The sequence below is a fragment of the Curtobacterium sp. MCBD17_023 genome, from assembly GCF_003224415.1.
Taxonomy (GTDB): Bacteria; Actinomycetota; Actinomycetes; order Actinomycetales; family Microbacteriaceae; genus Curtobacterium.
Genome location: NZ_QKLJ01000006.1, coordinates 107,698 through 131,991, shown reverse-complemented (window position 1 = coordinate 131,991; position 24,294 = coordinate 107,698). Strand labels below are relative to the sequence as shown.

20 protein-coding genes are annotated in these 24,294 nt (G+C 73.3%); 3 read left to right on the top strand and 17 right to left on the bottom strand.

The genetic code is table 11. The features are described 5' to 3' along the window. Positions 1 to 323 precede the first annotated feature (323 nt). From DEI84_RS09990 to DEI84_RS09930, 13 genes are all read right to left on the bottom strand, one after another. The gene (locus DEI84_RS09990; protein ID WP_110890699.1) at positions 324 to 2,486 is read right to left on the bottom strand and encodes a fructose-specific PTS transporter subunit EIIC; all 2,163 of its coding nucleotides are present in this window, start codon (positions 2,484 to 2,486) and stop codon (positions 324 to 326) included. Positions 2,487 to 2,619: 133 nt separating this feature from the next. Beyond that, on the bottom strand, positions 2,620 to 3,651 hold the full coding sequence (locus DEI84_RS09985) for a 1-phosphofructokinase family hexose kinase (protein WP_110823383.1): 1,032 nt from the start codon (positions 3,649 to 3,651) through the stop codon (positions 2,620 to 2,622). After that, positions 3,648 to 4,436: a DeoR/GlpR family DNA-binding transcription regulator gene (locus DEI84_RS09980; RefSeq protein WP_110890698.1), complete on the bottom strand. Its 789-nt coding sequence runs from the start codon at positions 4,434 to 4,436 to the stop codon at positions 3,648 to 3,650. Before DEI84_RS09980 ends, DEI84_RS09985 begins: the two co-directional genes overlap by 4 nt. Before the next feature lie 164 nt (positions 4,437 to 4,600). Continuing rightward, positions 4,601 to 5,788, bottom strand: coding sequence for an ABC transporter permease (locus DEI84_RS09975; RefSeq protein ID WP_110890697.1), 1,188 nt, complete (start codon positions 5,786 to 5,788; stop codon positions 4,601 to 4,603). After that, the gene (locus DEI84_RS09970; protein WP_110890696.1) at positions 5,785 to 6,540 is read right to left on the bottom strand and encodes an ABC transporter ATP-binding protein; all 756 of its coding nucleotides are present in this window, start codon (positions 6,538 to 6,540) and stop codon (positions 5,785 to 5,787) included. Before DEI84_RS09970 ends, DEI84_RS09975 begins: the two co-directional genes overlap by 4 nt. Beyond that, entirely contained in the window at positions 6,537 to 7,580 is a 1,044-nt protein-coding gene (locus tag DEI84_RS09965; protein ID WP_146236347.1) for a peptidoglycan-binding protein, read from the bottom strand. The genes DEI84_RS09970 and DEI84_RS09965 overlap by 4 nt, the downstream gene beginning before the upstream one ends. Beyond that, positions 7,577 to 8,074: a hypothetical protein gene (locus DEI84_RS09960; RefSeq protein WP_110890694.1), complete on the bottom strand. Its 498-nt coding sequence runs from the start codon at positions 8,072 to 8,074 to the stop codon at positions 7,577 to 7,579. Before DEI84_RS09960 ends, DEI84_RS09965 begins: the two co-directional genes overlap by 4 nt. Next, positions 8,074 to 8,589, bottom strand: a complete 516-nt coding sequence (locus DEI84_RS09955) for a hypothetical protein (protein WP_110890693.1) — start codon at positions 8,587 to 8,589, stop codon at positions 8,074 to 8,076. The genes DEI84_RS09960 and DEI84_RS09955 overlap by 1 nt, the downstream gene beginning before the upstream one ends. A 107-nt stretch (positions 8,590 to 8,696) precedes the next feature. Beyond that, on the bottom strand, positions 8,697 to 9,203 hold the full coding sequence (locus DEI84_RS09950) for a hypothetical protein (protein WP_146236346.1): 507 nt from the start codon (positions 9,201 to 9,203) through the stop codon (positions 8,697 to 8,699). A 47-nt stretch (positions 9,204 to 9,250) separates the two neighbouring features. Continuing rightward, a complete protein-coding gene (locus DEI84_RS09945; protein ID WP_110890691.1) occupies positions 9,251 to 10,426 on the bottom strand; it encodes a HAMP domain-containing sensor histidine kinase in 1,176 nt (391 codons plus the stop codon). Next, positions 10,423 to 11,076: a response regulator transcription factor gene (locus tag DEI84_RS09940; RefSeq protein ID WP_110890690.1), complete on the bottom strand. Its 654-nt coding sequence runs from the start codon at positions 11,074 to 11,076 to the stop codon at positions 10,423 to 10,425. The genes DEI84_RS09945 and DEI84_RS09940 overlap by 4 nt, the downstream gene beginning before the upstream one ends. A 42-nt stretch (positions 11,077 to 11,118) precedes the next feature. Continuing rightward, complete coding sequence (locus DEI84_RS09935) at positions 11,119 to 11,673, bottom strand: DUF2231 domain-containing protein (RefSeq protein ID WP_110823364.1); 555 nt, start codon at positions 11,671 to 11,673, stop codon at positions 11,119 to 11,121. A 198-nt stretch (positions 11,674 to 11,871) separates the two neighbouring features. Further along, positions 11,872 to 14,040, bottom strand: coding sequence for an ATP-dependent Clp protease ATP-binding subunit (locus tag DEI84_RS09930; protein WP_110890689.1), 2,169 nt, complete (start codon positions 14,038 to 14,040; stop codon positions 11,872 to 11,874). A 357-nt stretch (positions 14,041 to 14,397) separates the two neighbouring features. On the opposite strand from DEI84_RS09930, the gene DEI84_RS09925 reads away from it, so the two are divergent. Next, complete coding sequence (locus DEI84_RS09925) at positions 14,398 to 15,618, top strand: heparan-alpha-glucosaminide N-acetyltransferase domain-containing protein (RefSeq protein WP_181420412.1); 1,221 nt, start codon at positions 14,398 to 14,400, stop codon at positions 15,616 to 15,618. On the opposite strand, the gene DEI84_RS09920 is transcribed toward DEI84_RS09925, so the two are convergent. From DEI84_RS09920 to DEI84_RS09905, 4 genes are all read right to left on the bottom strand, one after another. After that, positions 15,563 to 16,999, bottom strand: a complete 1,437-nt coding sequence (locus DEI84_RS09920) for an MFS transporter (protein ID WP_110890687.1) — start codon at positions 16,997 to 16,999, stop codon at positions 15,563 to 15,565. The two genes, DEI84_RS09925 and DEI84_RS09920, sit on opposite strands and share 56 nt — an antisense overlap. A 105-nt stretch (positions 17,000 to 17,104) precedes the next feature. Beyond that, entirely contained in the window at positions 17,105 to 17,404 is a 300-nt protein-coding gene (gene tatA, locus DEI84_RS09915) for a twin-arginine translocase TatA/TatE family subunit (protein ID WP_110890686.1), read from the bottom strand. 226 nt (positions 17,405 to 17,630) lie between these two features. Continuing rightward, positions 17,631 to 19,025, bottom strand: coding sequence for a sugar transferase (locus DEI84_RS09910; protein ID WP_181420411.1), 1,395 nt, complete (start codon positions 19,023 to 19,025; stop codon positions 17,631 to 17,633). 424 nt (positions 19,026 to 19,449) lie between these two features. Then, complete coding sequence (locus DEI84_RS09905) at positions 19,450 to 22,185, bottom strand: glycoside hydrolase family 2 protein (protein WP_110890684.1); 2,736 nt, start codon at positions 22,183 to 22,185, stop codon at positions 19,450 to 19,452. 294 nt (positions 22,186 to 22,479) lie between these two features. On the opposite strand from DEI84_RS09905, the gene DEI84_RS09900 reads away from it, so the two are divergent. Next, a complete protein-coding gene (locus tag DEI84_RS09900) occupies positions 22,480 to 22,902 on the top strand; it encodes a pilus assembly protein CpaE (RefSeq protein WP_110823351.1) in 423 nt (140 codons plus the stop codon). A gap of 83 nt (positions 22,903 to 22,985) precedes the next feature. Beyond that, entirely contained in the window at positions 22,986 to 23,819 is an 834-nt protein-coding gene (locus DEI84_RS09895; protein WP_110890683.1) for an aldo/keto reductase, read from the top strand. Positions 23,820 to 24,294 lie beyond the last annotated feature (475 nt).

Genomic DNA, 24,294 nt, shown 5'->3' with positions numbered 1-24,294 from the left:
AGATGTGTATAAGAGACAGCAACACGCCGCCGGCTCCCGTCGAGGTTCCGCAATGCGCGCACCTCGCGCCCCGAGTTGCCGTGATCGCGGAACCTCGGCGCACCGCTCGCGCGCGTCGCGACGGACGGGAGGCCCGGGGCCAGCTGGCACCCCGGCCCACGTCGCCGGGCCCACCGGTGGGGAGCCTCCCGTCAGTCCCGTGCGGAGCGGGGGCGTCGACGCGAGACGCCGCTGAAGGCGCGAGACGCCGCCGGATCCGGCGGCGTCTCGTGTGCTCGGCGGCGTCTCGGTAGCCCGGCGGCGTGTCGCAGGGCTCGGACGCGCTACGCGGCGACCGGCGCGCGCTGCCCCACCGTCTCGCCGGCGGACGCTGCCTCGCCGGCAGCCGCGTCGGTCGCGGCCGGCGCCCGGCGCACCCACTTCTTCAGCGCGACGAGCACGAGCGCGGACACGACCGTGCCGGCCACGATCGCGACGGTGAACATGAGCAGGTTCCCGATCGCGAAGAACACGAAGAACCCGCCGTGCGGTGCCCGCGAGGTGACGTCCGCCGCCATCGAGATCGCACCCGTGACGGCCGCACCGACCATCGACGCCGGGATCACCCGCAGCGGGTCGGCGGCGGCGAACGGGATCGCGCCCTCGGAGATGAACGACGCGCCGAGCAGCCACGCGGCCTTGCCGTTCTCGCGCTCGGGCTTCGTGAACCCCTTGCGGTACAGGACGGTCGACGCGAGCGCGAGGGCGAGCGGCGGCACCATGCCGGCGGCCATCACCGCGGCCATGATCTCGAACGGCACGACGTTGGACGCGCTGCCGGCACCGAGCCCGGCGACGGCGAACGCGTACGCCACCTTGTTCACCGGACCGCCGAGGTCGAACGCCATCATCAGGCCGAGGATGATGCCGAGCAGGACCGCCGAGGCACCGGAGAGCGAGTTGAGGAAGCCGGTGAGCTGCGTCATCAGCCAGGCGATGGGGCCGCCGAGCACGAGGAGCATGAGGCCCGAGGCGATGATCGACGCGAACAGCGGGATGATCACGACCGGCATGAGCCCGCGCAGCCAGCGCCAGGTCGGGATGCGGCCGATCCAGTACGCGGCGGCACCGGCGATGAGGCCGCCGACGAGCCCGCCGAGGAACCCGGCGTTCATGAACACGGCGATGGACCCCGCGACGAAGCCCGGCGCGATGCCCGGCCGGTCGGCGATCGCGTAGGCGATGTACCCGGCGAGGGCTGCCACCAGGAACCCGAGCGACACGGAGCCGATCTGGAAGGCCGCGGCACCGAGGTAGTACCCGAGCCCCTGCGACGGCAGATCGAGCAGGGTGGAGTGCTGCAGCGTCCAGACCGCGTTGTTGACGCCGTCGTCACCGTGCGCCAGCGCGATGCCGTACCCGGACAGCAGGAAGCCGAGGGCGATGAGGAGCCCGCCGCCCGCGACGAACGGGATCATGTACGACACACCCGTGAGCAGCCAGCGCTTGAGCGCCTGCCCGAAGTGCTCGTCCTTCGCGGTGCTCGTGCCCGCCTCGGCCGCGGAGCCGGAGACCCGGGTGGCCGCGGGGTCGTCGGCCGCGCGGAGCGCCTCGGCGATCATCGCGTCCGGCTCGTCGACGCCGCGCTTGACCGGGCCGGAGACGAGCGGCTTGCCGGCGAACCGCGAGCGGTCCCGGACGTCGACGTCGACCGCGAAGACGACGGCGTCGGCTCGGGCGATGAGGGCGGGGTCGAGCGGCTCGACCTGCGAGGACCCCTGCGTCTCGACGTGCATCTCGGCACCGGCCCGCTGGGCGGCCGCGACGAGGGCGTCGGCGGCCATGTAGGTGTGCGCGATGCCGGTCGGGCAGGCGGTGACGCCGACGATGACCTTCCGACGACCGGCGGTGCCGGTCCTGTCGCTGTCGACGACGTGCGTGTCCGCTGCCGGGGTGGGACGGGCCTCCTGGCCGGTCGCGGTGGAGGCCCGACCAGCGGCGCCGACACCGGCTGCGGCGACCTCGCCGCTCACCTCGCGGTCGACCAGGTCGACGATCTCCTGCGGGGTGGTCGCGGCGCGGAGAGCGGCGGTGAAGTCCTCGCGGATGAGCGCACGTGCGAGGGTCGACAGGACGGTGAGGTGGTCCTTGTCCGCGCCGTCGGGCACCGCGATCATGAACACGACGTCGGCGTCGCCGTCGGGCGCGCCGAACGGCACCGTCCGCGCGAGGCGGGTGAAGGCGAGCGTCGGGGCCGTGACCGAGGTCGACCGGGCGTGCGGGATGGCGATGCCGCCGGGGACGCCGGTGCCGACGCTCGCCTCGCGGGCGATCGCGTCCGTGGCGAGGGTCTCGCCGGAGGCGGCGCGGCCGGTCGCGGCGATGCGATCGGCCAGGACGCGGATGACGTCGGACGAGGTGGCGCCGAGGTCCTCGTCGAGGCCGACGAGGTCGACGCCGATCAGGCCGGCACCGTCGCCGGCGCCGGTGCTGTGCGCAGCGGACATGGGTTGCTCCTTCGCAGTGGCGCGGTGCGCCGGGGGGCTGTGCTGGTGGGACTGGGCTGTGCTGGTGGGACGGGTGTGCTGGTGGTGCTCCGGCGACGGGGCGGGCCGGGAGGCGGACGACGGACCGGGGAGGTCAGACGACGTGCGGGACGGGGTGGTCGGTGGCGTGCTCCGCTGGGGAGCTGTCCGCCGACGGGTCGAGGCGACGGACGACGACGGCGTCGGGGTCGGTGGCGTCGAGCGCGGGGACGTCACTGCCCGGGAGGCCCGCGGCGGCTGCCCCGGTGGCGACGGCCTGGGCGAGTCGACGCTCCTGCGGAGCTCCGGCGACCTCCGCGAGCAGGTACCCGGCGAGCGCGGAGTCACCCGCTCCGACGGTCGAGCGTGCCGTGATCCGTGGTGCCGCTGCCGACCACGAGCCGGTGCCGTCGACGAGGACGGCGCCGGCGCTGCCGAGGGTGAGCAGGACGGTGCCGACGCCGCGCTCCCGGAGCCGTGCGGCTGCAGCGGCGGCGAGTCCCGGCTCCTGCTCGTACGCCTCCGGGTCGCCGCCGACGACCTCGGCGAGTTCCTCGGCGTTCGGCTTCACCAGGTCGATCCGCTCCCCCGACTGCAGCAGCGCGGTGAACGGGACGCCGGACGAGTCGACCGCGACCTTGACGTCGTCGCCGTGTCGCTGCCGGACCGCGCGGACGAGCACGGCGAGTGCGTCGTCCGGCAGCCCCGGCGGGAGGGACCCGGCGAGCACGACCCAGCGTGCGGCCGGTCCGGTCGCGGTGGGCCCGGCGGTGGTGGCGACGAGCTCCGCGAGGTCGTCGAGCCGTCCGGCGAGCGACGGGCCCGGCTCGTTGAGCTTCGTCGTCGTGCCGGTCGGCTCCGTGACCGTGACGTTCGAGCGGAGCGCGGCGCCGATCGGCAGGGCTGCGGTGGGGATCCCGCGGGTGGCGAGGCCGAGCAGCACGGGGTCGGTCTCGTCGCCGGGCAGGACCGCGACGGTGTCCCCGCCGCTCGCGACGACGACCCGCGAGACGTTGACGCCCTTGCCGCCGGGCTCGGCCGTGGACCGCACGGCTCGTTGGACGGCGCCGCGCTGGAGTTCCCCGGACAGTTCGATCGTGCGGTCGAGCGAGGGGTTCGGCGTCACGGTGACGATGCGGGCGCTCATGCGACGACCACCTCGACGTCGGCGTCGGCGAGGGCCCCGGCGAGGTCGGCCGGCGGCTCCTGGTCGGTGACGAGCGTGTCGATCTCGTCGAGTCGGGCGAAGCGCATGAGGGCCTCGACGCCGTGCTTCGCCGCGTCCGCGAGGACCACGCTCCGTCGGGCGGCGAGGACGTAGGCGGCCTTCACCGCGGCCTCGTGCTCGTCGGGCGTGCTCAGGCCGAAGCCGGCGGACAGGCCGTTCGTCCCGACGAAGGCGACGTCGGGGCGGAGCGCGCCGATCTGCTCGACGGTCGCGGTGCCGACGGCGGCGCTCGTCACCCCGCGCACCCGGCCGCCGAGCAGGTGGAGCTCGACGTGTGCGCTGTGCTGGAGGACGCCCGCGATCGGGACGGAGTTCGTGATGACCGTGATCGTCGCGCCGGGGGTGGCGGGCTCCCAGCGGGCGAGCTCGGCGGCGACCGCACCGCTCGTCGTGCCGGCGTCGAGCGCGATCGACCCGGTGAACGTCGGTGGGACCAGGCGCATGGCGGCCCGGGCGATCGCGGTCTTCTCCGGGCCGTGCTGCCCCTCCCGCTCGGCGACGCTGAGCTCGACGAGGCTCGACCGCTCGACCGGGACCGCTCCGCCGTGCACACGGCGCAGCACCCCGGCGGTCTCGAGGGCGTCCAGGTCGCGGCGGACGGTCTCCGTGGTGACGTCGAAGTGCTCGGCGAGCCCGGCCACGGACACCCGGCCCGCGGACTGCAGGGCCGCGGCGATGGCCTCGTGCCGCTCCGTTGCGTACATGCCCGGACTCCTTCGTTCCCGTTGGTTCTGAGCACTGTACGTGCTGAACCAACACGAACGCAACTGTTCCACAGGAGAACCAACATCACCGACGCAGAGAAAGGCACGGGACCGGTCCGTCCGACCCGGCCCCGTGCCTCCCGGCTCGGTCCTGCCCGCCCGCCTCAGGCCGCGGCGAGCGCCGACGTCGGCGGGATCCGCGCCGCCTTCGCAGCCGGCGACAGCCCCGACAGCCCACCGATGAGCACGGTCGCCCCGAGCCCGCCGGCGACGGCCCAGAGCGGGACCGCGACCGGCCACCCCTGTCCGAGCGCGAACACGAGCGTGACGACCACGCCGATCACCACCCCCGCGACGCCGCCGAGGAACGACAGCAGCAGCGACTCGACGAGGAACTGGTCCCGGACGTCCCGTCGCCGCGCTCCCAGCGCTCGGCGGACACCGACCTCCGCCCGTCGCTCGAGCACCGTGATCACCATCGTGTTCGCGACGCCGATCCCGCCGACCAGGAGCGCCACGCCACCGATGCCGACGAGCAGCCCGGTGAACGAGTCGTCGGTCGCGTTCTTCGCCGCGAGTGCATCGGACGGGCGGGTCACCGCCACGTCCGCCGGGGACGCCGGGCTGACCGTGCGCGGGAGCTGGTCGCGGACGGAGGCGACCCGGTCGGGGTCGGCCCTGGTGTAGACCGCGGACGGATGCCCGTCCCAGCCGAGGTCGGCGGCGAGGCCACGGGGCACGAAGACCTGGTTGTCGAGGTCCTCGGCGAGCTGCAGCGGCCCGAGGACGCCGACGACCTGCACCCAGCGACCGCCGAGCCACACGCGGGTGTCCGCCGTCACGCGGTCGATGCCGAGGGCGCGCGCCGCCGCCGCGCCGAGCACGACCTGTGCCGGCGCCGCTGATCCCGGGTCGATCCACCGGCCGGCCGCGACCGAGCCGCCGAGGACCTCGGGGACGTCCCCCTCGGCCCCGAGGACGCCGATGCCCTTCGTCTCCGCCGTCGGCACGTACGGGGTCCGGTAGCCCCGTGCGTCCTCGACCTTGCCCACCCCGGCGGCCTCGAGCACGTCGTCCTGCCACTGGACGGACTCGACGGCGGTGGCGGGCAGCGGCACCTGCTCCGCGAACGACTCCGCCTGCGTGACCGTCAGGACGTTCGTCCCGAGGGCGTCGAGGACCCGGTCGAGCGCGGCCTTGCTCGAGGACGAGATGCCCACGACCGCGATCATGGCGGCGATCCCGATCGCGATCCCGAGGGCGGAGAGCACGACGCGGGTCGGTCGGGTCCGCAGGCCGAACACCCCGAGCCGGAGCAGGTCACCCGTGCCGAGCGTGCGTCGGGCGCTCACCGCGCGGCCTCGGTGGAGACGGCCGGGACCGCGCCGATCGCCGCTGCGAGGCGCGCTGCGTCGCTCCTGCTGTCGTCCTCGATCCGGCCGTCCCGCATGCGCACCTGTCGGGGCAGCGACGCGGCGAGTTCGAGGTCGTGGGTGATGACGAGCACCGTGGTACCGGCGGCGTGCAGTTCGCGGAGCACACCGAGGATCGCCGCCCCCGCCACGGTGTCGAGCGCGCCGGTGGGTTCGTCGGCGAGCAGCACGGTGGGCTCGCCGACGATCGCGCGGGCGATGGCGACGCGTTGCTTCTCGCCGCCGGAGAGCTGGTGCGGCCGGTGGTCGACCCGGTGCCCGAGTCCGACGCGCTCGAGCGCTGCCACCGCCCGTTCGAGCCGCTCGTGCCGCGGCGTCCCCGTGTAGAGCAGTCCGTCCGCGACGTTCTCGGTCGCCGTGGCCCCCGCCTGCAGGTGGAAGTGCTGGAACACGAACCCGATGTGCTCGGCGCGGAGGGCGGAGAGCGCGTCGTCGGACAGCGACCCGACGTCCGCGCCCGCGATCGTCACCGTCCCGGTCGTGGGCCGGTCGAGCGTGCCGATGGTGTTGAGCATGGTCGACTTGCCCGACCCGGAGGGGCCGACGACGGCGACGAGCTCCCCGCGCCGGACCTCGAGCGAGACCCCGCGCAGGGCCTGCACCTCGCCGTACGACCGGGTGACGTCGGTGAGGACGAGGACGGTGTCGCCGTCCGGAGTCCGGGCGGTCACGAGGGCACCACCACGCGGGCGCCCTCGGCGACGTCGCCCGTCACCGCGGCACGGCCGTCGGCCACGAACCCGACCTGGACGGGGACGCGCCGGGTGTGACCGCCCTTCCCCACGACGTCGACGGCGTACCCGGACGAGCCGTGTGCGACCAGCGCCGACACCGGGACCGACAGGACGTCCCGCTCGGTGTGTCCGTCGGCCACGACCTGTGCGGAGGCTGCGTCGGGCAACTCCCGGTCACCGGCGTCGAACGACACCGTGACGGTCACGGTCTCCTTGCCGTCGTCCGACTCGGCCGGGACGGTGTCGACGACCTCGCCGGCCATCGCATCCCCGCCGCCGTTGACGAGCACCCGGACCGCGGTGCCGACCGCGAAGGGCTCGGCGTCACGCTGTGCGACCGTCGCCGTGACCACCCGCTTCGTGCTCGTCACCTGCAGGACGTCGCCACCGGCCGGTTGTCCGAGTCGTCCGGGCACGGACGCCACACGGACCGTTCCGTCGACGAACGCGATCTGTCCAGCGTCGATCGTGCCGGTGACCTCGAGCCCGCGGTCCCGTTGCCATGCCCGGACGGCAGCGGCGGTCCGCGGACCGAACACGTCGTCCTCGGCGACGTCGTAGCCGAGCGCCGCGAGGTTCTCGGTGAGCTGCCGGACGTCGGCGCCGTGCAGCCCTCGGGAGAGGGGCCGCCAGAGCGGGGTGGTGCCGGTGAACGCCCGGACCGGCCGCTCGTCGACGGCGTACAGCGGTTCGTCACGGTGCACGACCTGTCCGGGCCGTGGCAGCCACGTGAGCGTCCCATCGCCAGCACCCTCCACCGGGGTCGGTGCACCGTACCCGAGGGTGCCGGCGGCCGTCCGGGACTCGACGAGGTCACCGCGCGTCACCTCTGCCGTCGGCCCGTGGTGCTCGGCGACGTGCTCGGCGGCCTCGGTCGAGGGTGCGGCGACGAGTGCCCACGTGGCGGTCCCTGCTCCGAGGGCGGCCACCAGGCAGACGGCCGTGGTCACGGTCCTGGCCCTGCGAGTCATGCTCATCGCCCGGCCTCCGTCCCCACGGCGCCGTACACCTCCGCGTCGCAGTCCTCCGCGACGCGGTCGAACGCGTCGGTGTCCGACGGCTTCCACCGGCGCTGGTCCTCCGTCCCGTCCGGGTAGTCGGGGAACCCGCCGTCCCGGATGCAGGCCGCCGCCTTCCTCCTCAGCGCGTCCCAGCCGGGTACCGGCTGGGCAGCGGGCGCGTCGGCGGCACCGCCGGAGCAGGCGTCCAGATCGGCGACCCAGCGGTCCGCGTCGACCCCCGGTGGGACGCTCACGCGGGCACGTGAGCCCCCGCTCTCGGCGAACTGCGAGTCGTCCACGTCGTGGCCGCGGTCCCGCATGCACGCGCCGACCTCTGCGGCTGACGCAGTGGATGCCGAGGGCGTACCGGTGGCCGGAGGACGGGACTCGTCGTCGGGTGCCGACGAGCACCCGGTGAGCAGCGCCGGCACGAGCAAGGAGGCGAGCACGGCTCGCGCGTCGATCCGCATCAGCCGACCTCCTGCGTCTGCGTGTCCGGTGCGTACTGCTGCATGCACTTCTGCGCCAGTTCCTGGAACGCCGGCTCGCGGGCGGGCGGGTACCCGTCCGGGTCGAAGGAGATGCCACCGTCCGACCCGTCCTCCGGGAAGTCCGGGTACTCCTCGCGGACGCACGAGGCGACCTGCTGGTACTGGCGCACCCACTTGTCCTGCTCTGCCGAGTCGGCGCGATGCACACCCAGGTCCTCCGCACACTCGTCCGCCGCGCTGTGGAAGCGTTCCTGGTCGACACCCGCCGGCGAGAGGACCGTCCCGGAGCTGACCTGGTCGTCGCTCGGGTCCTCGATGTCGAACCCGGCGGAGCGCATGCAGTCACCCCACTGGGCTCCGATGCCCGTGCTCGCGTGGGTCGGTCCGGCGGTGGGGTCCGTCGCGCCCGAGCATGCCGTGACGCCGGTCGTCAGCCCGAGGGCGAGCAGACCGGCGAGGAAGAGTCGTGTCCGTGGTCTCGTGGTCGTCGTCATGCCTCCAGCACAGCGGCCCAGGTGTTGCCGCAGCGGTACCGCCGAGGTCACATCGACGCAACACCGTTCCGCGCCGACAACCCGCCGGAGGGCGTCGTCGACGCGCCTCATCCGACGCTCTGCGTCTTCGTGTCGGGCGAGTACTTCCTCGTGCACTCGTCGGCCCGCTGCTGGAACGCCGGGTCACCGGCGGGCGGGTACTCCTCGCGGTCCCACTCGATCACGCCGGGCCGCTGCTCCGGGAAGTCCGGGTAGGCGTCACGGATGCAGGACGCGACCTGGTCGTACTCGCGGATCCACTTCTCCTTCGAGGCGGAGTCGGCCCCGTGCACGCCGAGGTCCTCCGCACACTGGTCGGCCGCGGACCGGAAGCGGTCCTGGTCGACGCCGGACGGCGACGTGATGGTCCCGGAGCGGATCTGGTCGTCGCTCGGGTCCTCGACGGAGAACCCCGCGGAGCGCATGCACGCGCCCCACCGGGACCCGAGGCCGGCGTCCGCGGTCCCGGCAGCGGAACTCGGCGCCCCGGTACAGGCGGACAAGCCGGTGACCAACCCGAGGGCGAGCAGGCCGGCGAAGAGCGGTCGGGAGGATGATCTCGGTGTCGTCGTCATGCTCCGAGCAGAGCGGTCGGCACGTTGCGGCAGCGGTACCGCCGAGGTCACACCGACGAAACACCGATGCGCACCACGAGTCCACCGCGGTCCCGCGGGTCGACGGCGAGGACCCACCCGTGCGCGCGCACCACGGCCGCCACGATGGACAGCCCGAGCCCGCTGTGCCGCCGACCGGTGGTCGTCCTCGGCGGCTCGGCGGTCGTCCCGCCCCGCCGGAACGGCTCGGTCAACCGGGCGACCTCCGTTGCACGGACCTCCGGCCCGTCGTTCTCGACGAGCACGCCGGCAGCGTCGACCGTCACCCGGACGCCCCCGCCCGGCACGTTGTACTCGATCGCGTTGTCGACGAGGTTCCGCAGCGCCTGCCGCAGGAGCACCGGCTCACCCTGCACCGGGGGCACCCGGCCTGGAGGCCCGCCCTCCGTCCGGCAGGTCAGCGTCAGGCCGGCGGTCTCCGCCCGGGCGCGGTGTTCCGCCGCCACATCGTCCGCGAGCGCCACCAGGTCGACCGCCACGGTCCGCCCGTCCAGTCCCCGTTCCGCCTCGGCGAGGACGAGCAACGACTCGACGAGGTGCTCGGTCCGCCGGTTCTGCTCGAGCAGCTCCTCCCGCGTGCGGGCCACGTCGGCCGGTCCGGCGTCGTCCGGCAACCCGATCTGGAGGGCCGCGCGCTGCACGGCGAGCGGCGTCCGGAGCTCGTGCGACGCCTGCGCGACGAACCGCCGCTGGCTCGCGAAGGCGTCCTCGAGCCGGTCGAGCAGGTCGTCGATCGTGTGCGCGAGCCGCCGGAGTTCGTCGTCCGGGCCGTCGAGCGCGATCCGCTCGTGCAGGGTCGACGCCGAGATCCGGCGGGCGGTCGCGGTGATGCGGTCCACGGGCGCGAGCATCCGCCGGCTCACCGCCCACCCGATCCCACCGGCGAGGACGCCCGCGCCCGTCACCCCGAGCACGGACCACTGCCACTGCAGCCCGGCGACGACCGCCACCACCTGCACGCCACCGCTGCCGTCCAGGGTGACCGCTGTCGCAGGACCGCTGTCCGGGCGGACCCCGGGGACACCGTCGACATGCCCGGCGCCGGGCTGCCGATCGAGCACCGCACGCTGCAGCGAGGCCTGGGACCCGAGGTTGACGACGGCGACGGTGCCGGCCGCGAGCGCCATCGCCGTCAGCGCGAACGCGAGGGCCGTCCGCGCCCGGATGCTCCACGTCCGCGTCACAGCGCGTAGCCCCGCCCGGGGACGGTCGTGATCGGATCGGGGGCGCCGAGCTTCCGCCGGAGCTTCGACATCGTCACCCGCACAGCCGTGGTGAACGGGTCGACGTTCATGTCCCAGACCTTCTCGAGCAACTCCTCGGCGGGGACGACCCGACCGTCCGCGCGCAGCAGTTCCTCGAGGACGCCGAGTTCCTTGCTCGTCAGGTCGAGCGGTCGGCCGTCCCGGGTGGCCATCCGCCGGTTCGTGTCGACCACGATCCCGCCGCGTTCGAGCACGGGCGCGACGGGCGCGAGGCAGCGCCGACCGAGGGCACGGACCCGGGCGACGAGTTCCGGGTACTCGAACGGCTTCGTCAGGTAGTCGTCGGCGCCGATCTCCAGGCCCTGGACCCGGTCGGCCAGCGACGTCGCCGCCGTGAGCATGAGGATCCTGGTGAGCGAGCCCCGCGCTGCCAACCGACGCGCGACCGCATCGCCGTGCAGGCCCGGGACGTCCCGGTCGAGCACGACGACGTCGTAGTCGTTGACGGCGAGGAGCTCGTCGGCGGTGTCGCCGCGGTACGCGACGTCGACGGCCATGTCCTGCCGCTGCAACCCCCTCGCGACGAGGTCGGCCAGCGCCGTTTCGTCGTCCACCACCAACACACGCACCGGAACATGATGTACCAGTACGGTATGCGGTGGCTGGGAGTCCTACGCGTCGAAGGGGACCTCGCCCGAGGTGCTGACGCCGCCACGCTGCCGGTAGGACAGGTGCCCACCGAGGTACCCGCCGACCGAGACGGTCGCGAGGCCGATGAACCCCAGCGTGCGCCCGGCTGCGTGGTTGCCGCGCTTCCGCTGCAGCCACGAGAGGCCGTAGAACGTGATGCCGACCCAGTTCACCGCCTGGTGCACCCAACCCGTGCGCAGCTGCTCGCGGTTCATCTCCGACCAGTCGGTGTAGCCGGCGACGCTCGCGCTCCCGGCCGAGGCGACGCCGAGCCCGACGAGGGTCTTCGCGGCTTTCTCGTTGCCCTTCCCGCCGACGAGGTCGAGGACGGCCGCGGAGATCCAGGCACCGAGCGGCACCTGCACCATGAGCGGGTGGATCGGGTGCCCGAACGGCACCCCGTGCAGGATCTGCCGGAGCGCCCGCGGTCGGATGAGGGCGTTGACGACCTTGCGGTCCAGGTCGACGGCCTTGTCGAGCACACTCGCCTGCTCGATGGAATCGGTCACGCGTCGCAGTGCTGCAATCTCCGGCATGCCGCCGACGGTAGACCGCCGCCGGGGATCGGGTTCACAGCACGCCGCCACTGTCCGCCAGGCGACACCGACGACGGCCGGCACCGCAGGACGGGAGGCCCGGCACCGGTCCCTGGGACCGGCACCGGGCCTCCCGTCCGTCACCGCGCGGCCGTCACGCCCGCGCCCGCCGTGGTGCCGTGGTGCGGGCCGGGCCGGTCACTCCTCGACCAGCTCGCCGACCTCGAACGGTTCGACGGTGAGCTGCTCCCCACCCGGCGCGACGTCGACGCGGACGGTGTCGCCGTCCCGGACGTCGCCGGCGAGGATGGCGCGAGCGAGCTGGTCGTCGATCTGCCGCTGCATGAGCCGGCGGAGGGGCCGAGCGCCGTAGGCCGGGTCGTACCCGCCCTCGGCGAGCCAGGTGCGGGCGTCCGGCGTCACGGCGAGCTCGAGGCGGCGACCGGACAGTCGACGCGCGAGTCGGTCGACGTAGAGCGAGACGATCTGGCTGAGGTCGTCCGGAGTGAGCGCCTGGAAGACGACCATGTCGTCGAGCCGGTTGAGGAACTCCGGACGGAACGCTTGCTGCACCAGTTCGCGGACCGCCGCCTCACGCTGCTCGGCGGAGCGCGCCGGGTCGGTGAGGAACTGCGACCCGAGGTTCGACGTCAGCACGAGGATCGTGTTCCGGAAGTCGACCGTGCGCCCCTGCCCGTCGGTGAGCCGGCCGTCGTCGAGGACCTGGAGCAGGACGTCGAACACCTCGGGGTGCGCCTTCTCGATCTCGTCGAGCAGGATCACCGAGTACGGCCGACGGCGGACGGCCTCGGTGAGCTGCCCGCCGGCCTCGTAGCCGACGTACCCGGGCGGGGCGCCGATGAGCCGCGCGACCGAGTGCTTCTCGCCGTACTCGCTCATGTCGATGCGGACGAGGGCCTTCTCGTCGTCGAACAGGAACTCGGCGAGCGCCTTCGCGAGCTCGGTCTTGCCGACGCCGGTGGGGCCGAGGAACAGGAACGAGCCGGTCGGTCGGTCCGGGTCGGAGATGCCGGCGCGGGTCCGACGGACCGCTTCCGACACGGCAGACACGGCGGTCCGCTGCCCGATGATCCGACGACCGAGTTCGCTCTCCAGGTGCAGGAGCTTCTCGGTCTCGCCCTGCAGCAGGCGCCCGACGGGGATGCCGGTCCACTGCGCGATGACGGCGGCGATGTCCTCGTCGGTGACGCTGTCGTTCACCATGCGGTCGGTGGACCCGGCCTGCTCGGCTGCGGCGAGTTCGGCCTCGATGCGGGGCTTCTCGCCGTACTCCAGGCGGGACACGGTCTCGTAGTCGGCTTCCCGCTGGGCACGCTGCGACCGCATGTTGAGGTCGTCGAGCTGCTGCTTCAGCTCACCGATCCGGTTCAGGGTGGCGCGCTCGGCCTGCCACCGCGCCTCCAGTCCGGCGAGCAGCTCGCCGCGGGTGCGGAGTTCGTCCCGCAGGGTCTCGAGCCGGGCCTTCGAGGCGTCGTCCTTCTCCTGCTTGAGCGCGAACTCCTCGACGCGCAGCCGGTCGACGGTGCGCTTGAGCTCGTCGATCTCGACGGGGCTGGAGTCGATCTCCATCCGCAGTCGGCTCGCCGCCTCGTCGATGAGGTCGATCGCCTTGTCCGGCAGCTGACGGCCGGAGATGTACCGGTCGGACAGCGCCGACGCGGCCACGAGGGCGGAGTCGTTGATCGTCACCTTGTGGTGCGCCTCGTAGCGTTCCTTGAGGCCGCGGAGGATCGCGACGGTGTCCTCGACGCTCGGCTCCCCGACGTACACCTGCTGGAAGCGTCGCTCGAGGGCGGCGTCCTTCTCGATGTACTCGCGGTACTCGTCGAGCGTCGTCGCCCCGATGAGCCGGAGCTCGCCGCGCGCCAGCATCGGCTTGAGCATGTTCGACGCGGCGACGGACCCCTCGCCGCCGCCTGCGCCCATGAGCGTGTGCAGCTCGTCGATGAACGTGATGACCTGCCCGTCGGAGTCGTCGATCTCCTTGAGCACGGCCTTGAGCCGCTCCTCGAACTCGCCGCGGTACTTCGCACCGGCGATGAGGGCGGACATGTCGAGCGAGACGAGCCGCTTGTCCTTGAGCGAGTCGGCGACGTCACCGGCGACGATGCGCTGCGCGAGCCCCTCGACGACGGCGGTCTTGCCGACGCCGGGCTCGCCGATGAGCACCGGGTTGTTCTTCGTGCGGCGGGTGAGCACCTGCGACACCCGCCGGATCTCGGCGTCCCGCCCGATCACCGGGTCGAGCTTGCCGCTCCGCGCGATCGCCGTGAGGTCGACGCCGTACTGCTGGAGGGCGGTCTTCTGCTTCTCCTGCGAGTCAGGAGCGCCCTGGAGGTTCGCCATGCGTTCCGTCCTTCCGTTGCGTTGCCGTGTGGTCGGCCGGCGACCGCCAGCCGGACCGGAGTCCTCGGACCGTCCGGCGCGGGGCCGATCCCGTCAGCGCCTTCCTGAGTCCACTTGACTCAAGTTTACGGCGGGCGACGGCATTCCCGCCACCTGCGGGCAACTCCGACGAAACACCCCGCGCGCTGTGCTGGGGACATGACCACCTCGACAGCTCGCCGGACCCCGGGTCCGCTCGCGTCCCTCCGCCGCTCCACCCGCCGATCCCCCGGCCGGTCCCCGGGCCCGGCCGCAGGTCGATCCGCCGACCGGCCGTCCGCCGACGGGCCGTCCGCCGGGCCAGCCCCGGCGTCGAATGTGCGACCGTCCCGGCTGGACGGCCTCGACCTCGCCCGCGGTCTGGCCGTGCTCGGCATGGTCGTGGCGCACCTCGGTCCACCGCACCCCGACTTCGACTGGGCGCGGCCGGACACCTGGGTGGCGGTGGTCGACGGGCGCTCGGCGGTCCTCTTCGCCCTCTGCGCCGGCGTCTCGCTCACGCTGATGACCCGACCTCGGCCGGCGTCGGACCCGTCGGACCCGTCGGACCCATCGGCACCGGAGGGCCTCGTGGTGCACCGACGGCGGGTGCTCGTCCGCGCGGTCGCCCTGTTCGTCCTCGGCTCCCTCCTGACCGTCCTCGACACCCCGGTCCAGGTCATCCTGCCCACGTACGCGGTGTGCTTCGTGGCGACGATCCCGCTCCTGCGGGCCCGCACCCGCACGGCCGCGGGGGTCGCGGCCGCAGCGCTCGTGACGGGGCCGGTCTGCACCGCGGTCGGCCGGTCGGTGCTGCACGACGCCAGCGACCCACTCGTGCACGGCGTCCTGCTCGGTGCCTACCCGGGCATCACCTGGTGGGGCGTCGTCCTCGTCGGGCTCGTGGTCGGACGGCTCCCGCTCCGGCGGACCCGGGTGCACCTGCTCCTGCTCGCCGCCGGCATCGCCGCCGGGGTGGTCGGCTACGGCGGCGGTGTCCTCGTCCGGGCGGCCCTGGGACTCCCACCCGGCGACACGAGCGCGAGCGGGTCGGCGTCCACCGGCCCCGGTACGGCCGGCGCGGGTTCCGCCGGGGCCGGGTCGGCGGGGACCAGCCCGGCCGACCCCGGACCACACCTCGTCCCACAGGGTGGCGGCACGGTCGAGCACCCCGGTGTCGACTGGGCCGGGTTGACCTCGGTGCAGCCGCATGCCGGGTCGACGCCGGAGCTGCTCGGCGCACTCGGCGTCGCGCTCGCGGTCCTCGCGCTCAGCCTCCTCACCGCACGTCGCGCCGGCGTCCTCCTCGCCCCGGTGCGGGCCGTCGGGGCACTCGCCCTGACCGTCTACGCCGCCCACATCGTCGTGTACGCCGCACTCGACGCAACCGGTGACGGACACTGGCACACCGGGTGGACGGCGACCCTCCTGGTGGTCGTCGGCGCCGGTCTGGTGGCGACCCCGTGGCGGCGGTGGATCGGCACCGGGCCGCTCGAACGGCTGGTCAGGCGGACGAGTCGGAGTCTCGACGGTCCGGGTCCACGATCCCGACCGCACTGACGACGGCTCCGGCCAGCAGCAGCACCGCCATCACGACCATCGCCCGATGCAGGCCGGCGACGCCGACCTCACCGCCCAGGACGACCCCGGCGAGCGCCACCGTCACGAGGCCCGCGATGCGCGCCACGGCGTTGTTCACGGCCGACCCCGCACCTGCCTGGGTCTGCGGCACGGAGCCGAGGACGGCGCTCGTCAGCGGGGTCACCATCGTCGCGATGCCGGCACCGACGAGGACCAGTCCCGGCAGGACCGACCACCAGTAGCCGGCCGGGTCGTCGCCGGCGAGGAGCATGAGCAGCGCACCGACCGCGGCGATCGCCGGCCCGGCCGTCATGAACCACCGCGGTCCGAACCGACCGGCCAGTGCACCGACCGTGGTGGACAGCGCGAGGAGCATCAGCGTCGGCGGCAGCGTCGCGAGGCCCGCCACCCATGCCGGGAAACCCCAGACCTCCTGGAGGAACAGCGTGACGACGAAGAAGACCATCCCGAGTGCGCCGTAGATCGAGAGCGTCGCGAGGTTCCCGACGGTGAAGTTCCGCGCCCGGAAGAGCCCGAGCGGGACGAGCGGCGCCCCGGACGTCCGGGTCACCCGGAGCTCCCACGGCACGAACGCCCCGAGCGCGACACCGCCGATGACCAGCGCACCGACGACCACGGGCGAGCCCCACCCGAGCCGCTCCTGCTCGATGAGCCCGAGCACGACGCCACCGACCCCGACGACCGCCAGCACCGCGCCGACGACGTCCACCCGCGCGTGCGGGCCGCCGCGCACCTCGGACCCGATGCGGCGGACGAGCGGGATCGTCACCACGATCGGCACCGCGGTCAGCACGAAGATCCAGCGCCACCCGATGCCGTCCACGACGAGCCCGCCGACGACGGGGCCGAGGATCATCGCTGCGCTCGACCAGGCCGTCCACGTCCCGATCGCCTTCGCCTGGGCTGCCCCGCGGTAGGCGGCGACGATCAGCGCGAGCGCACTCGGGGTGACCAGCGCTCCACCGACCCCCTGCACCGCGCGCGCGACGACGAGCACCTCGCCGCTCGGTGCAGCGGCGCACAGGACCGAGGCGACGCCGAACACGACGAGACCCCACGTGATGATGCGGACCCGGCCGAAGAGGTCGGAAAGCGACCCGGCGACCAGGACCAGCGACCCCAGCGTGACGAGGTAGGCGTCCACCGTCCACTGCTGGACGACGAGGCCACCGCCGAGCTCGGTCCGGATCGCGGGGAGTGCGACGTTCACGACGCTGGAGTCGAGCCCCACGACGAAGGACGCGAGGACCGCGACCACGAGCACCAGGCGTCGGTCGTCGTGGAGGGGGGCCGTGCCTCCCGGCCGGTCGGCGGCTGCGGCTGGGGCGCTGGTCGTCATGAGGCCATCATGCGCCCGGTCGCGCCGTGCAACGGCGACAGCCCCCGTGCTGGTGCACGAGGGCTGTCGTCGGTCCCGGGGCCGGGATGCCGATGGGTCGGCGGTCTAGAGGGAGCGGGAGTCGCTGTTCGGCTGCGTGGACGGGCCGGGGTTCACGACCGGCTCCTGGACGCCGTTGCTGCTCGGGTACTGCGCCGTCGGCTGCTGGACGGGTGCGGCGTTCGCGGTCCCATCGGTCGAGGCGGCGCCGGTCTTCTTGCCGTCGTCGGTCCCCATCTCCTTCTTGAAGACGTTGATCGACTGGCCGAGGCCCTTCGCGAGCGCCGGGAGCTTCGTCGCACCGAACAACAGCAGCACGATGCCGAGGATGATCACCAGGTGGATTCCGGTGAGGCCTTGCAACATGTCGACTCCTTCGGTACTGGAACTGGCCGCCGTCCGACCAGTGTCCCTGGTCGTCCCGTCCGGTCACCGTCGACCGGTCCGGCGGTGTCCCGCTGTCCCACCATCGTAACTCGCACCGCGTGAGAAGCCCAGGCGAGGAGCCCGATGGTCACCGTTCGTCCAGGGACGGCCGAGCAGGCGGTGCCCCGCGCCTCCTCGGCTCACGCCTCTGCCCCGGCGATCGGCTTCAGTAGGCGCCGCGCGACCGCAGCACCGACGGGAGGGTCCGGGCCAGGATGACGACGTCGTGCAGGAAGGACCAGTTCTCGACGTAGTACTGGTCGAGCCGCACACCCTCGGCCCAGTCGAGGTCCGAACGGCCGCTCACCTGCCAGAGCCCCGTGATGCCCGGCGTCACGAGGAGGCGACGGTCGTCGAAGTCCCGGTACCGCTCGACCTCGCTCGGCAGCGCCGGACGTGGTCCGACCAGGCTCATCGTCCCGACGAGCACGTTCCACAGCTGGGGCAGCTCGTCGAGGGAAGTCCGGCGGAGGAACCGCCCCACCCGGGTCACACGCGGGTCGTCGTGCAGCTTGAAGAGCGGCCCGGCGCCGTCGTTGCGCGTCCGGAGGTCGGCGAGACGCTGCTCGGCGTCCACGCACATGGTGCGGAACTTGCAGATGGAGAACGGCGCACCACCGCGGCCGACGCGGGTCTGCCGGAACAGGACGGGGCCCCCGTCGTCGACCCGGATCGCCAGCGCGACCAGGCCGAACACCGGGGCGAGGAGCACGATCCCGAGCGCCGCGCCCGCCAGGTCGAACGCCCGCTTGCCCGCGCGACGGGAGTAGTCGGGCATCTCGACGTGCATGAGCGGCAACCCGTCGACGGGGCGTTCGTGCACCCGGGCGGACGTGACGTCGGCGAGCGGCGAGGACACGACGAGCTCGATCCCGTCCGCCTCGAGCTGCCAGCCGAGCCGACGGATGCGCTCCCGTCCGCCGGGCACGGCCCCGGCCACGAGCACGGCCGCCACCCGCCGGCGCCGAGCGACGTCGAGCACGTCGTCGATGCCGCCGATGACCGGGACCGTGGTGTCACCGAGTCCGATCGCCCGCCCCGCTGGGAGGCAGTCGGTGAGCACCCCGACGACCCGGTAGCCCGCCGCGGGGGTGGCCACCAGGCGCCGCCCCACGTACCGGACGTCGTCAGCGTCACCGACGACCAACACGTCGACCAGCCCCACACCCCGGGACCGTCGCCGCGCGAGCACCGTCCGGACCGCCTTGCGTCCGGCGGCGACGAGCCCGAGGCCGACCGGGAACGCGACCGCGACGTACCCGCGTGCCAGGTCGATGCCCACTGCGTAGGCGACGACGGCGACCGTCGCTCCGGTGACCAGGCTCGCGGTGAGGACACGTCGGTACTCCTCGTTGCCGAACCCGACCACGCGCGGGTCACGCGAACGCGCCGCGCCGAGCATCGCGTGCCAGAGCACGACGACGACCGGGGCGACGGTGAACTCGAGCAGCCCGGCATCGGGCCGCGGCAGTGGCGACTCCCACGGGAACCGGGTCACGTGGGCGACGAGGAACGCGACGGCGAGGAACAGCAGGTCCAGCACGACGAGCGTCCCGCGCACCCGGGTCCCGCACAGCGGTCGTGGCGACGAGCCCGTCGAGACGTCGGGCGCCGTCGTGCTGCTGGGCAGCGTCGTCCCACTGGACGACGTCGCACCGGTGGGCGGAGTCGCTCCGGTGAGCACCGACGTCCCGGCGGGCGCAGAGGTTCCGGCGGGCGCAGAGGTCCCGGCGGGCGCAGAGGTTCCGGCGGGCGCAGAGGTTCCGGTGGACGCGGTCCTCCGGCCGGGCTCCGTCGTCGTCACGGGCACGTGCGACCGGTCCTCGGTCACGTCGACGGGATCGGGGACGTCCCGGCACGACCGATCGGTGTGTGTCGACGGACGCCGGACGGGACCAGGCGCAAGCGACATGTGGGCTCCTGATCAGGCGAGGGGCGTGCGGATACGCAGAGGCGGTCTCCCGCTCTCACCCGGCCATGGTACATCAATCCAGTATGTCGGATGCCCCCAGCAGGACCCGGTCGAGCGTCAGCAGCGCCGGCTCACTCGTCAGGGCCGCGATGTCCGCCTCCCCGACGCCGGTCAGGCGGTACCGCACGCGCTCCCCCGGCAGCAGCGTCATGAACCCGCGGTCGACCGTGCCCGTCGCGGCCACCCGGTCCGGCTGCACGAGCAGGTCGCGGACGAGGGAGTCGGCCTCGACGACGAGGTCGAGCCCGTCGCCCTCCGGCGTCGCCGAGAACGTCGCCCGGTACCGCGCGGGCTGCCAGCGCATCTCCCGGTCCGGCGCCGGCGTCCACACGGCCCGGCGCCAGTCCATGTCCGCGACGACGACCTCGCCCCGGGCGTCGTCCACGACACCGACGCTCGCGGGCAGCCGCACGACGGCGACCCCCGGACGGTCGAGCACGACGGGCAGGGTCTCCTCCGCCAGGATCCGCCCGGACAGGTCGATCCGGCGCACCCGGACGACGGTGTCGAGCCCGGTGCGGGCGGAGCGGACCGCGACCTCGACCGGCGAGGCGTCGGAGGCCCGCGACGGGTCGTCACGCCCGTCGTCGCCGGGGACGGTGCCGGACCCGGCCACGTCGGTGACCGGCAGGGACGCGGTGCGCGGAGCCGGGCCTCCCGTCCGGTCGTCGACCTCGGTGGGCACCGCGCGGACGGCGGTGTCCACGGTCGACACCGGGCGGATCGCGACGAGGACGTCGTCGTAGAGCCGGCGGAGCTCGTGCGCGAGCGGTTTGCGGCGACCGGCTGAGTCGATCGCGGACCACGACGAGACCGGCCACAGGTCGTTGAGCTGCCAGACCACGACGCCCGTGTTGCGGGGCCAGTGCGTCCGCCAGTGCTCGACGCCGGTCGCGATCGCGCGGGCCTGCTGGAGCTGGGTCAGGTAGTGCCAGCGGTCGAGGTCGTCCCCGGCGCTGCCGAACCGCGATTCGATCCCCCGCGCGAGCTTCGCCATCCCGTCGGCGGCCTTCTGGTGGTGCACCACCCCGGGGGACGTCGGCGTCATCGGCTCGTCGGTCACCGCGTCGCGGAGCGTGCGCCAGGCCGGCGGCGCCTGCCACCCGAACTCGGAGACGAACCGGGGCACCGAGTCGCGGTAGTGGTCGTCGGACACCCGGTTCCAGACGTCCCACGAGTGGTGCGTCTCGTGGTCGACGTGGTTCGGCTCGATCGACTCGGACCCCGACCACGGCGACGCCACCGTGTAGAAGCGGGACGGGTCGACCGCGTCGACGATCGTCGGCAGCAGGTCGAGGTAGTAGCCGAGGCCCCACGGGCGGTCGCCGAGCTCGTCCCCCCAGCCGTCGACGTCGTGCAGCCAGATGTTCTCGTTGTTGCCGTTCCACACCACGAGGGACGGGTGCCGCGACAGCCGGGCGACGTTGTCCTGCGCCTCGGCGATGACCTCGCCGCGCAGCGGTTCGTCCTCCGGGTACGCGGCGCACGCGAAGGGGAAGTCCTGCCAGACGAGCAGACCGCGCTCGTCGCACAGCTCGTAGAAGTCGTGCGACTCGTAGACCCCGCCACCCCAGACGCGGACGAGGTTCGCGCGCAGGTCGACCGCCGCGTCGAGCCGGGCGGCGTACCGCGCACGGTCGACCCGCGACACGATGACGTCGTCGGGGATCCAGTTCACGCCGCGGACGTCGATGACGGTGCCGTTGACGACGACCTCGAACGGGCGACCGGCGGAGTCGAGCGCCGTCCGCACCCCGGCGGACCGGAACCCGGTGCGGAACGAGCGCCGGTCGAGCACCGCGCCGTCGACGGTCTGCAGCTCCACGACCACGTCGTGGAGGGCCTGCTCGCCGTACCCGCGCGGCCACCACAGCGCCGCGTCCGGGACACGGACCGTGACGACCGCACCGTCTTCCTTCGGGGTGACCTGGGCGCGGGACCGCTGCTTGGTCGTCCGCCCGTCGACCGTGGGACCCGAGACGGTCACGACGAGCACGAGGTCGTCGTCCTCGCCGTCCAGGTCGAGGTCGCCGGTGCTCGTGCCGTGGAGCGTCGGGCCGGAGCGCTCGAGGGCGATGTGGGTGTCGAGCACGCCCTCTCCGGCCTCGACGTCGACGAGGGGCCGGATGTCGGCGAGACGGGCGGTCGACCACCGCTCGATCGCGACCGGTCGCCACGGTCCGCTCGTGACCGCGGTCAGCCCCCAGTCCCACCCGAAGTTCGACGCCATCTTCCGCACGTACGGGAACGGCTCGTCGTACGGGCCGGGCATGCTGCCCGCGCGCGCGGCGACGCGCTCGGCCTCGCGGTAGGGCGACTCGAACGCGATCTCGAGTTCCTTGCCGTCGACCGGACCCGACGTCTCGACCTGCCGGAGGTCGAACCGGTAGCGCCGGTGCATGTTCCGCGTGGTCGCGATCGGGACTCCGTCGAGGGACAGCTCGGCCACGGTGTCCAGGCCGTCGCAGACGAGGTCGACCCGTTCGTGGCCGCGGGGGTCGACGTCGAGCTGCCGTCGGTACGCCCAGTCCGACTGCCCGACCCACTGCGTCCGGGTCTCGTTGCGGTCGAAGGTGGGATCGGGCAGCAGCCCGGCACGCTCCAGGTCGGTGTGCACCTGTCCGGGCACGGTCGCCGGCAACGTGACACCGCGGACGCCGGTCGGCAGGTCGGCAGCGACGCCGGAGGCGCCGTCCTCGACGAGCGACACGGTCCAACCGTCGCGGAGTTCCTCACGGTCGAGGGTCATACGGGTCCTTTGTTGAGCGGGCCGGTCGGCCCTGCGGTTCGGGACGCCGGCCCTCGGCCCGCCCCGTGGTCGGTGGTCCGACCGGGAGGCGCGGCACCGGTGGCCGGGCGTCGTCGCGTCGCGCGCGCGTCACGACGGGCGTGACGCGCGGGTGCGTCGCGATGGTAGTACGACCGCCCGACGAGTTCTCCGGAGGGCCGTCCTGCCGTCTCGGGAGCGCGGCCTCGCGGGTCCGGTCCGCAACCTGGTCGTGCGCTCGGTGCCGGCCGGTCCGGTGCGTGCCAGTGTGGGCGCATGATCACCGTGGAACTCGCCCGTGCCCTCCGCACCGCGGGACTCCGCTGGCACCCGGACACCGGCGACCGGTTCGTCATCGACAAGCCGGGGGTCGACGAGGATGTGTACACCGTCTCCGAGATGACGGTCGAGCGGCACGACCACCCCACGGGCGTCGAACTCGGCTTCAACGGCACGACCGAGTGGGCGCTCGACTCGGTCGCCGCGGCCGACTCCCTGTGGCTGCCGCGCGAGGACCAACTGCGGGACCTGCTCGGGCCGGCGTTCGTCGGACTGACGCGGCTGGTCGGCCAGGACGACCAGGTCCTGTGGACGGTCACCGCCCGCATCGCCGGCACCGACCGGACCTTCGCCTCGGCCGACCCGGCGGTGGCCTACGGCGAGGCGCTCGCCGCGTACATCGCGGCCGCACTCGCCTGACCCACCCGGACCGGCGGGAGGGGGACACGCCCGCCTGACCGTCCCCGGGAAGCCGTGCGCGACGTCGGGAGTTGGATCGACACATGACCACCGTTCCGAACATCACGCTCAACGACGGACGCACGATCCCGCAGCTCGGCTTCGGCGTCTTCCAGATCGACCCCGCCGAGACGAAGGCCGCCACCCTCACGGCGCTCGAGGTCGGCTACCGCCACATCGACACCGCCGAGATGTACGGCAACGAGAAGGAGGTCGGTGAGGCGATCGCCGAGTCGGGCATCCCCCGCGAGGAGGTCTTCGTCACCTCGAAGCTCAACAACGGCTTCCACGCCCCGGAAGCAGCAGCCGAGAACGGCAAGAAGTCGGCCGACCTGCTCGGTGGCTACACGGATCTCTTCCTCATCCACTGGCCGCTCCCGACCGTGAGCGACTTCGTCCCGACCTGGAAGGCGCTCGAGGAGCTCTACCACGCCGGCACCGCCCGCTCGATCGGCGTCAGCAACTTCCAGGCGCACCACCTGAACCGTCTCGCTGCCGAGACCACGATCACGCCGGCCGTGAACCAGATCGAGGTGCACCCGTACCTCGTGCAGGACGAGCTCCGCGCGTACGGCTCGGAGCACGGCATCGCGACCGAGGCCTGGTCGCCCATCGCCCAGGGTCTCGTGCTCGACGACGAGACGATCACCCGCATCGCCCGCAGCACGGGCAAGACCCCGGCCCAGGTCGTCCTCCGCTGGCACATCCAGCGCGGCGACATCGTCTTCCCGAAGTCGGTGACCCGCTCGCGCGTCGAGGAGAACTTCCAGATCTTCGACTTCGAGCTCTCGGACGAGGACATGACGGACATCACGACGCTCGACAAGGGCCACCGCACCGGCCCCGACCCGGACACGTTCGACTACGTCCCCGCGTAGTCCACGCTCCCACGAGGAAAGCCCCGGCCATCTGGTCGGGGCTTTCCTCGTTCTGGTGGAGGAACCTCACCATCACACTCGGGATCTTCTCCGTATCCCACATGCAGTATTCCCGGGTCTGCGTGCTCCGCGCGGACAGGAAGGGAACCATGCGCACGATCCACCGAGCAACAGCCGGGGCCGCCTTCGGCCTCGTCCTCGCCGCAACCCTCGTCCCGTCGGCCGCCTCCGCCGCGACGAGCCCTGCGGACCGTCGATCCCGGGGGCGACGGCTTCACGGCCGATCGTCGGCAGCACCACGAACGTGTACACGGTGCAGGGCGCCACCGCCCAGGGTGAGCGGGACGGCAACCGCCTGTTCGTCACCGGGCAGGCCTCCCCGGAGGCCCGGGTCACGAGCTCCGTCACCGGCGGCACGCTGAAGATCGTCGACGCGGACGGGCACGTCCTGTGCACCGGCACCGCGACCCAGGCG

What these genes read in the sequence shown, in the direction of transcription:
- DEI84_RS09900 (WP_110823351.1), top strand. Translation starts at nt 22,480, where the DNA reads ATGATCACCGTGGAACTCGCCCGTGCCCTCCGCACCGCGGGACTCCGC.
- DEI84_RS09985 (WP_110823383.1), bottom strand. Translation starts at nt 3,651, where the DNA reads ATGAGCGCCCGCATCGTCACCGTGACGCCGAACCCCTCGCTCGACCGC.
- DEI84_RS09950 (WP_146236346.1), bottom strand. Translation starts at nt 9,203, where the DNA reads ATGACGACGACACCGAGATCATCCTCCCGACCGCTCTTCGCCGGCCTG.
- DEI84_RS09905 (WP_110890684.1), bottom strand. Translation starts at nt 22,185, where the DNA reads ATGACCCTCGACCGTGAGGAACTCCGCGACGGTTGGACCGTGTCGCTC.
- DEI84_RS09930 (WP_110890689.1), bottom strand. Translation starts at nt 14,040, where the DNA reads ATGGCGAACCTCCAGGGCGCTCCTGACTCGCAGGAGAAGCAGAAGACC.
- tatA (WP_110890686.1), bottom strand. Translation starts at nt 17,404, where the DNA reads ATGTTGCAAGGCCTCACCGGAATCCACCTGGTGATCATCCTCGGCATC.
- DEI84_RS09990 (WP_110890699.1), bottom strand. Translation starts at nt 2,486, where the DNA reads ATGTCCGCTGCGCACAGCACCGGCGCCGGCGACGGTGCCGGCCTGATC.
- DEI84_RS09935 (WP_110823364.1), bottom strand. Translation starts at nt 11,673, where the DNA reads ATGCCGGAGATTGCAGCACTGCGACGCGTGACCGATTCCATCGAGCAG.
- DEI84_RS09955 (WP_110890693.1), bottom strand. Translation starts at nt 8,589, where the DNA reads ATGACGACGACCACGAGACCACGGACACGACTCTTCCTCGCCGGTCTG.
- DEI84_RS09895 (WP_110890683.1), top strand. Translation starts at nt 22,986, where the DNA reads ATGACCACCGTTCCGAACATCACGCTCAACGACGGACGCACGATCCCG.
- DEI84_RS09980 (WP_110890698.1), bottom strand. Translation starts at nt 4,436, where the DNA reads ATGTACGCAACGGAGCGGCACGAGGCCATCGCCGCGGCCCTGCAGTCC.
- DEI84_RS09965 (WP_146236347.1), bottom strand. Translation starts at nt 7,580, where the DNA reads ATGAGCATGACTCGCAGGGCCAGGACCGTGACCACGGCCGTCTGCCTG.
- DEI84_RS09920 (WP_110890687.1), bottom strand. Translation starts at nt 16,999, where the DNA reads ATGACGACCAGCGCCCCAGCCGCAGCCGCCGACCGGCCGGGAGGCACG.
- DEI84_RS09960 (WP_110890694.1), bottom strand. Translation starts at nt 8,074, where the DNA reads ATGCGGATCGACGCGCGAGCCGTGCTCGCCTCCTTGCTCGTGCCGGCG.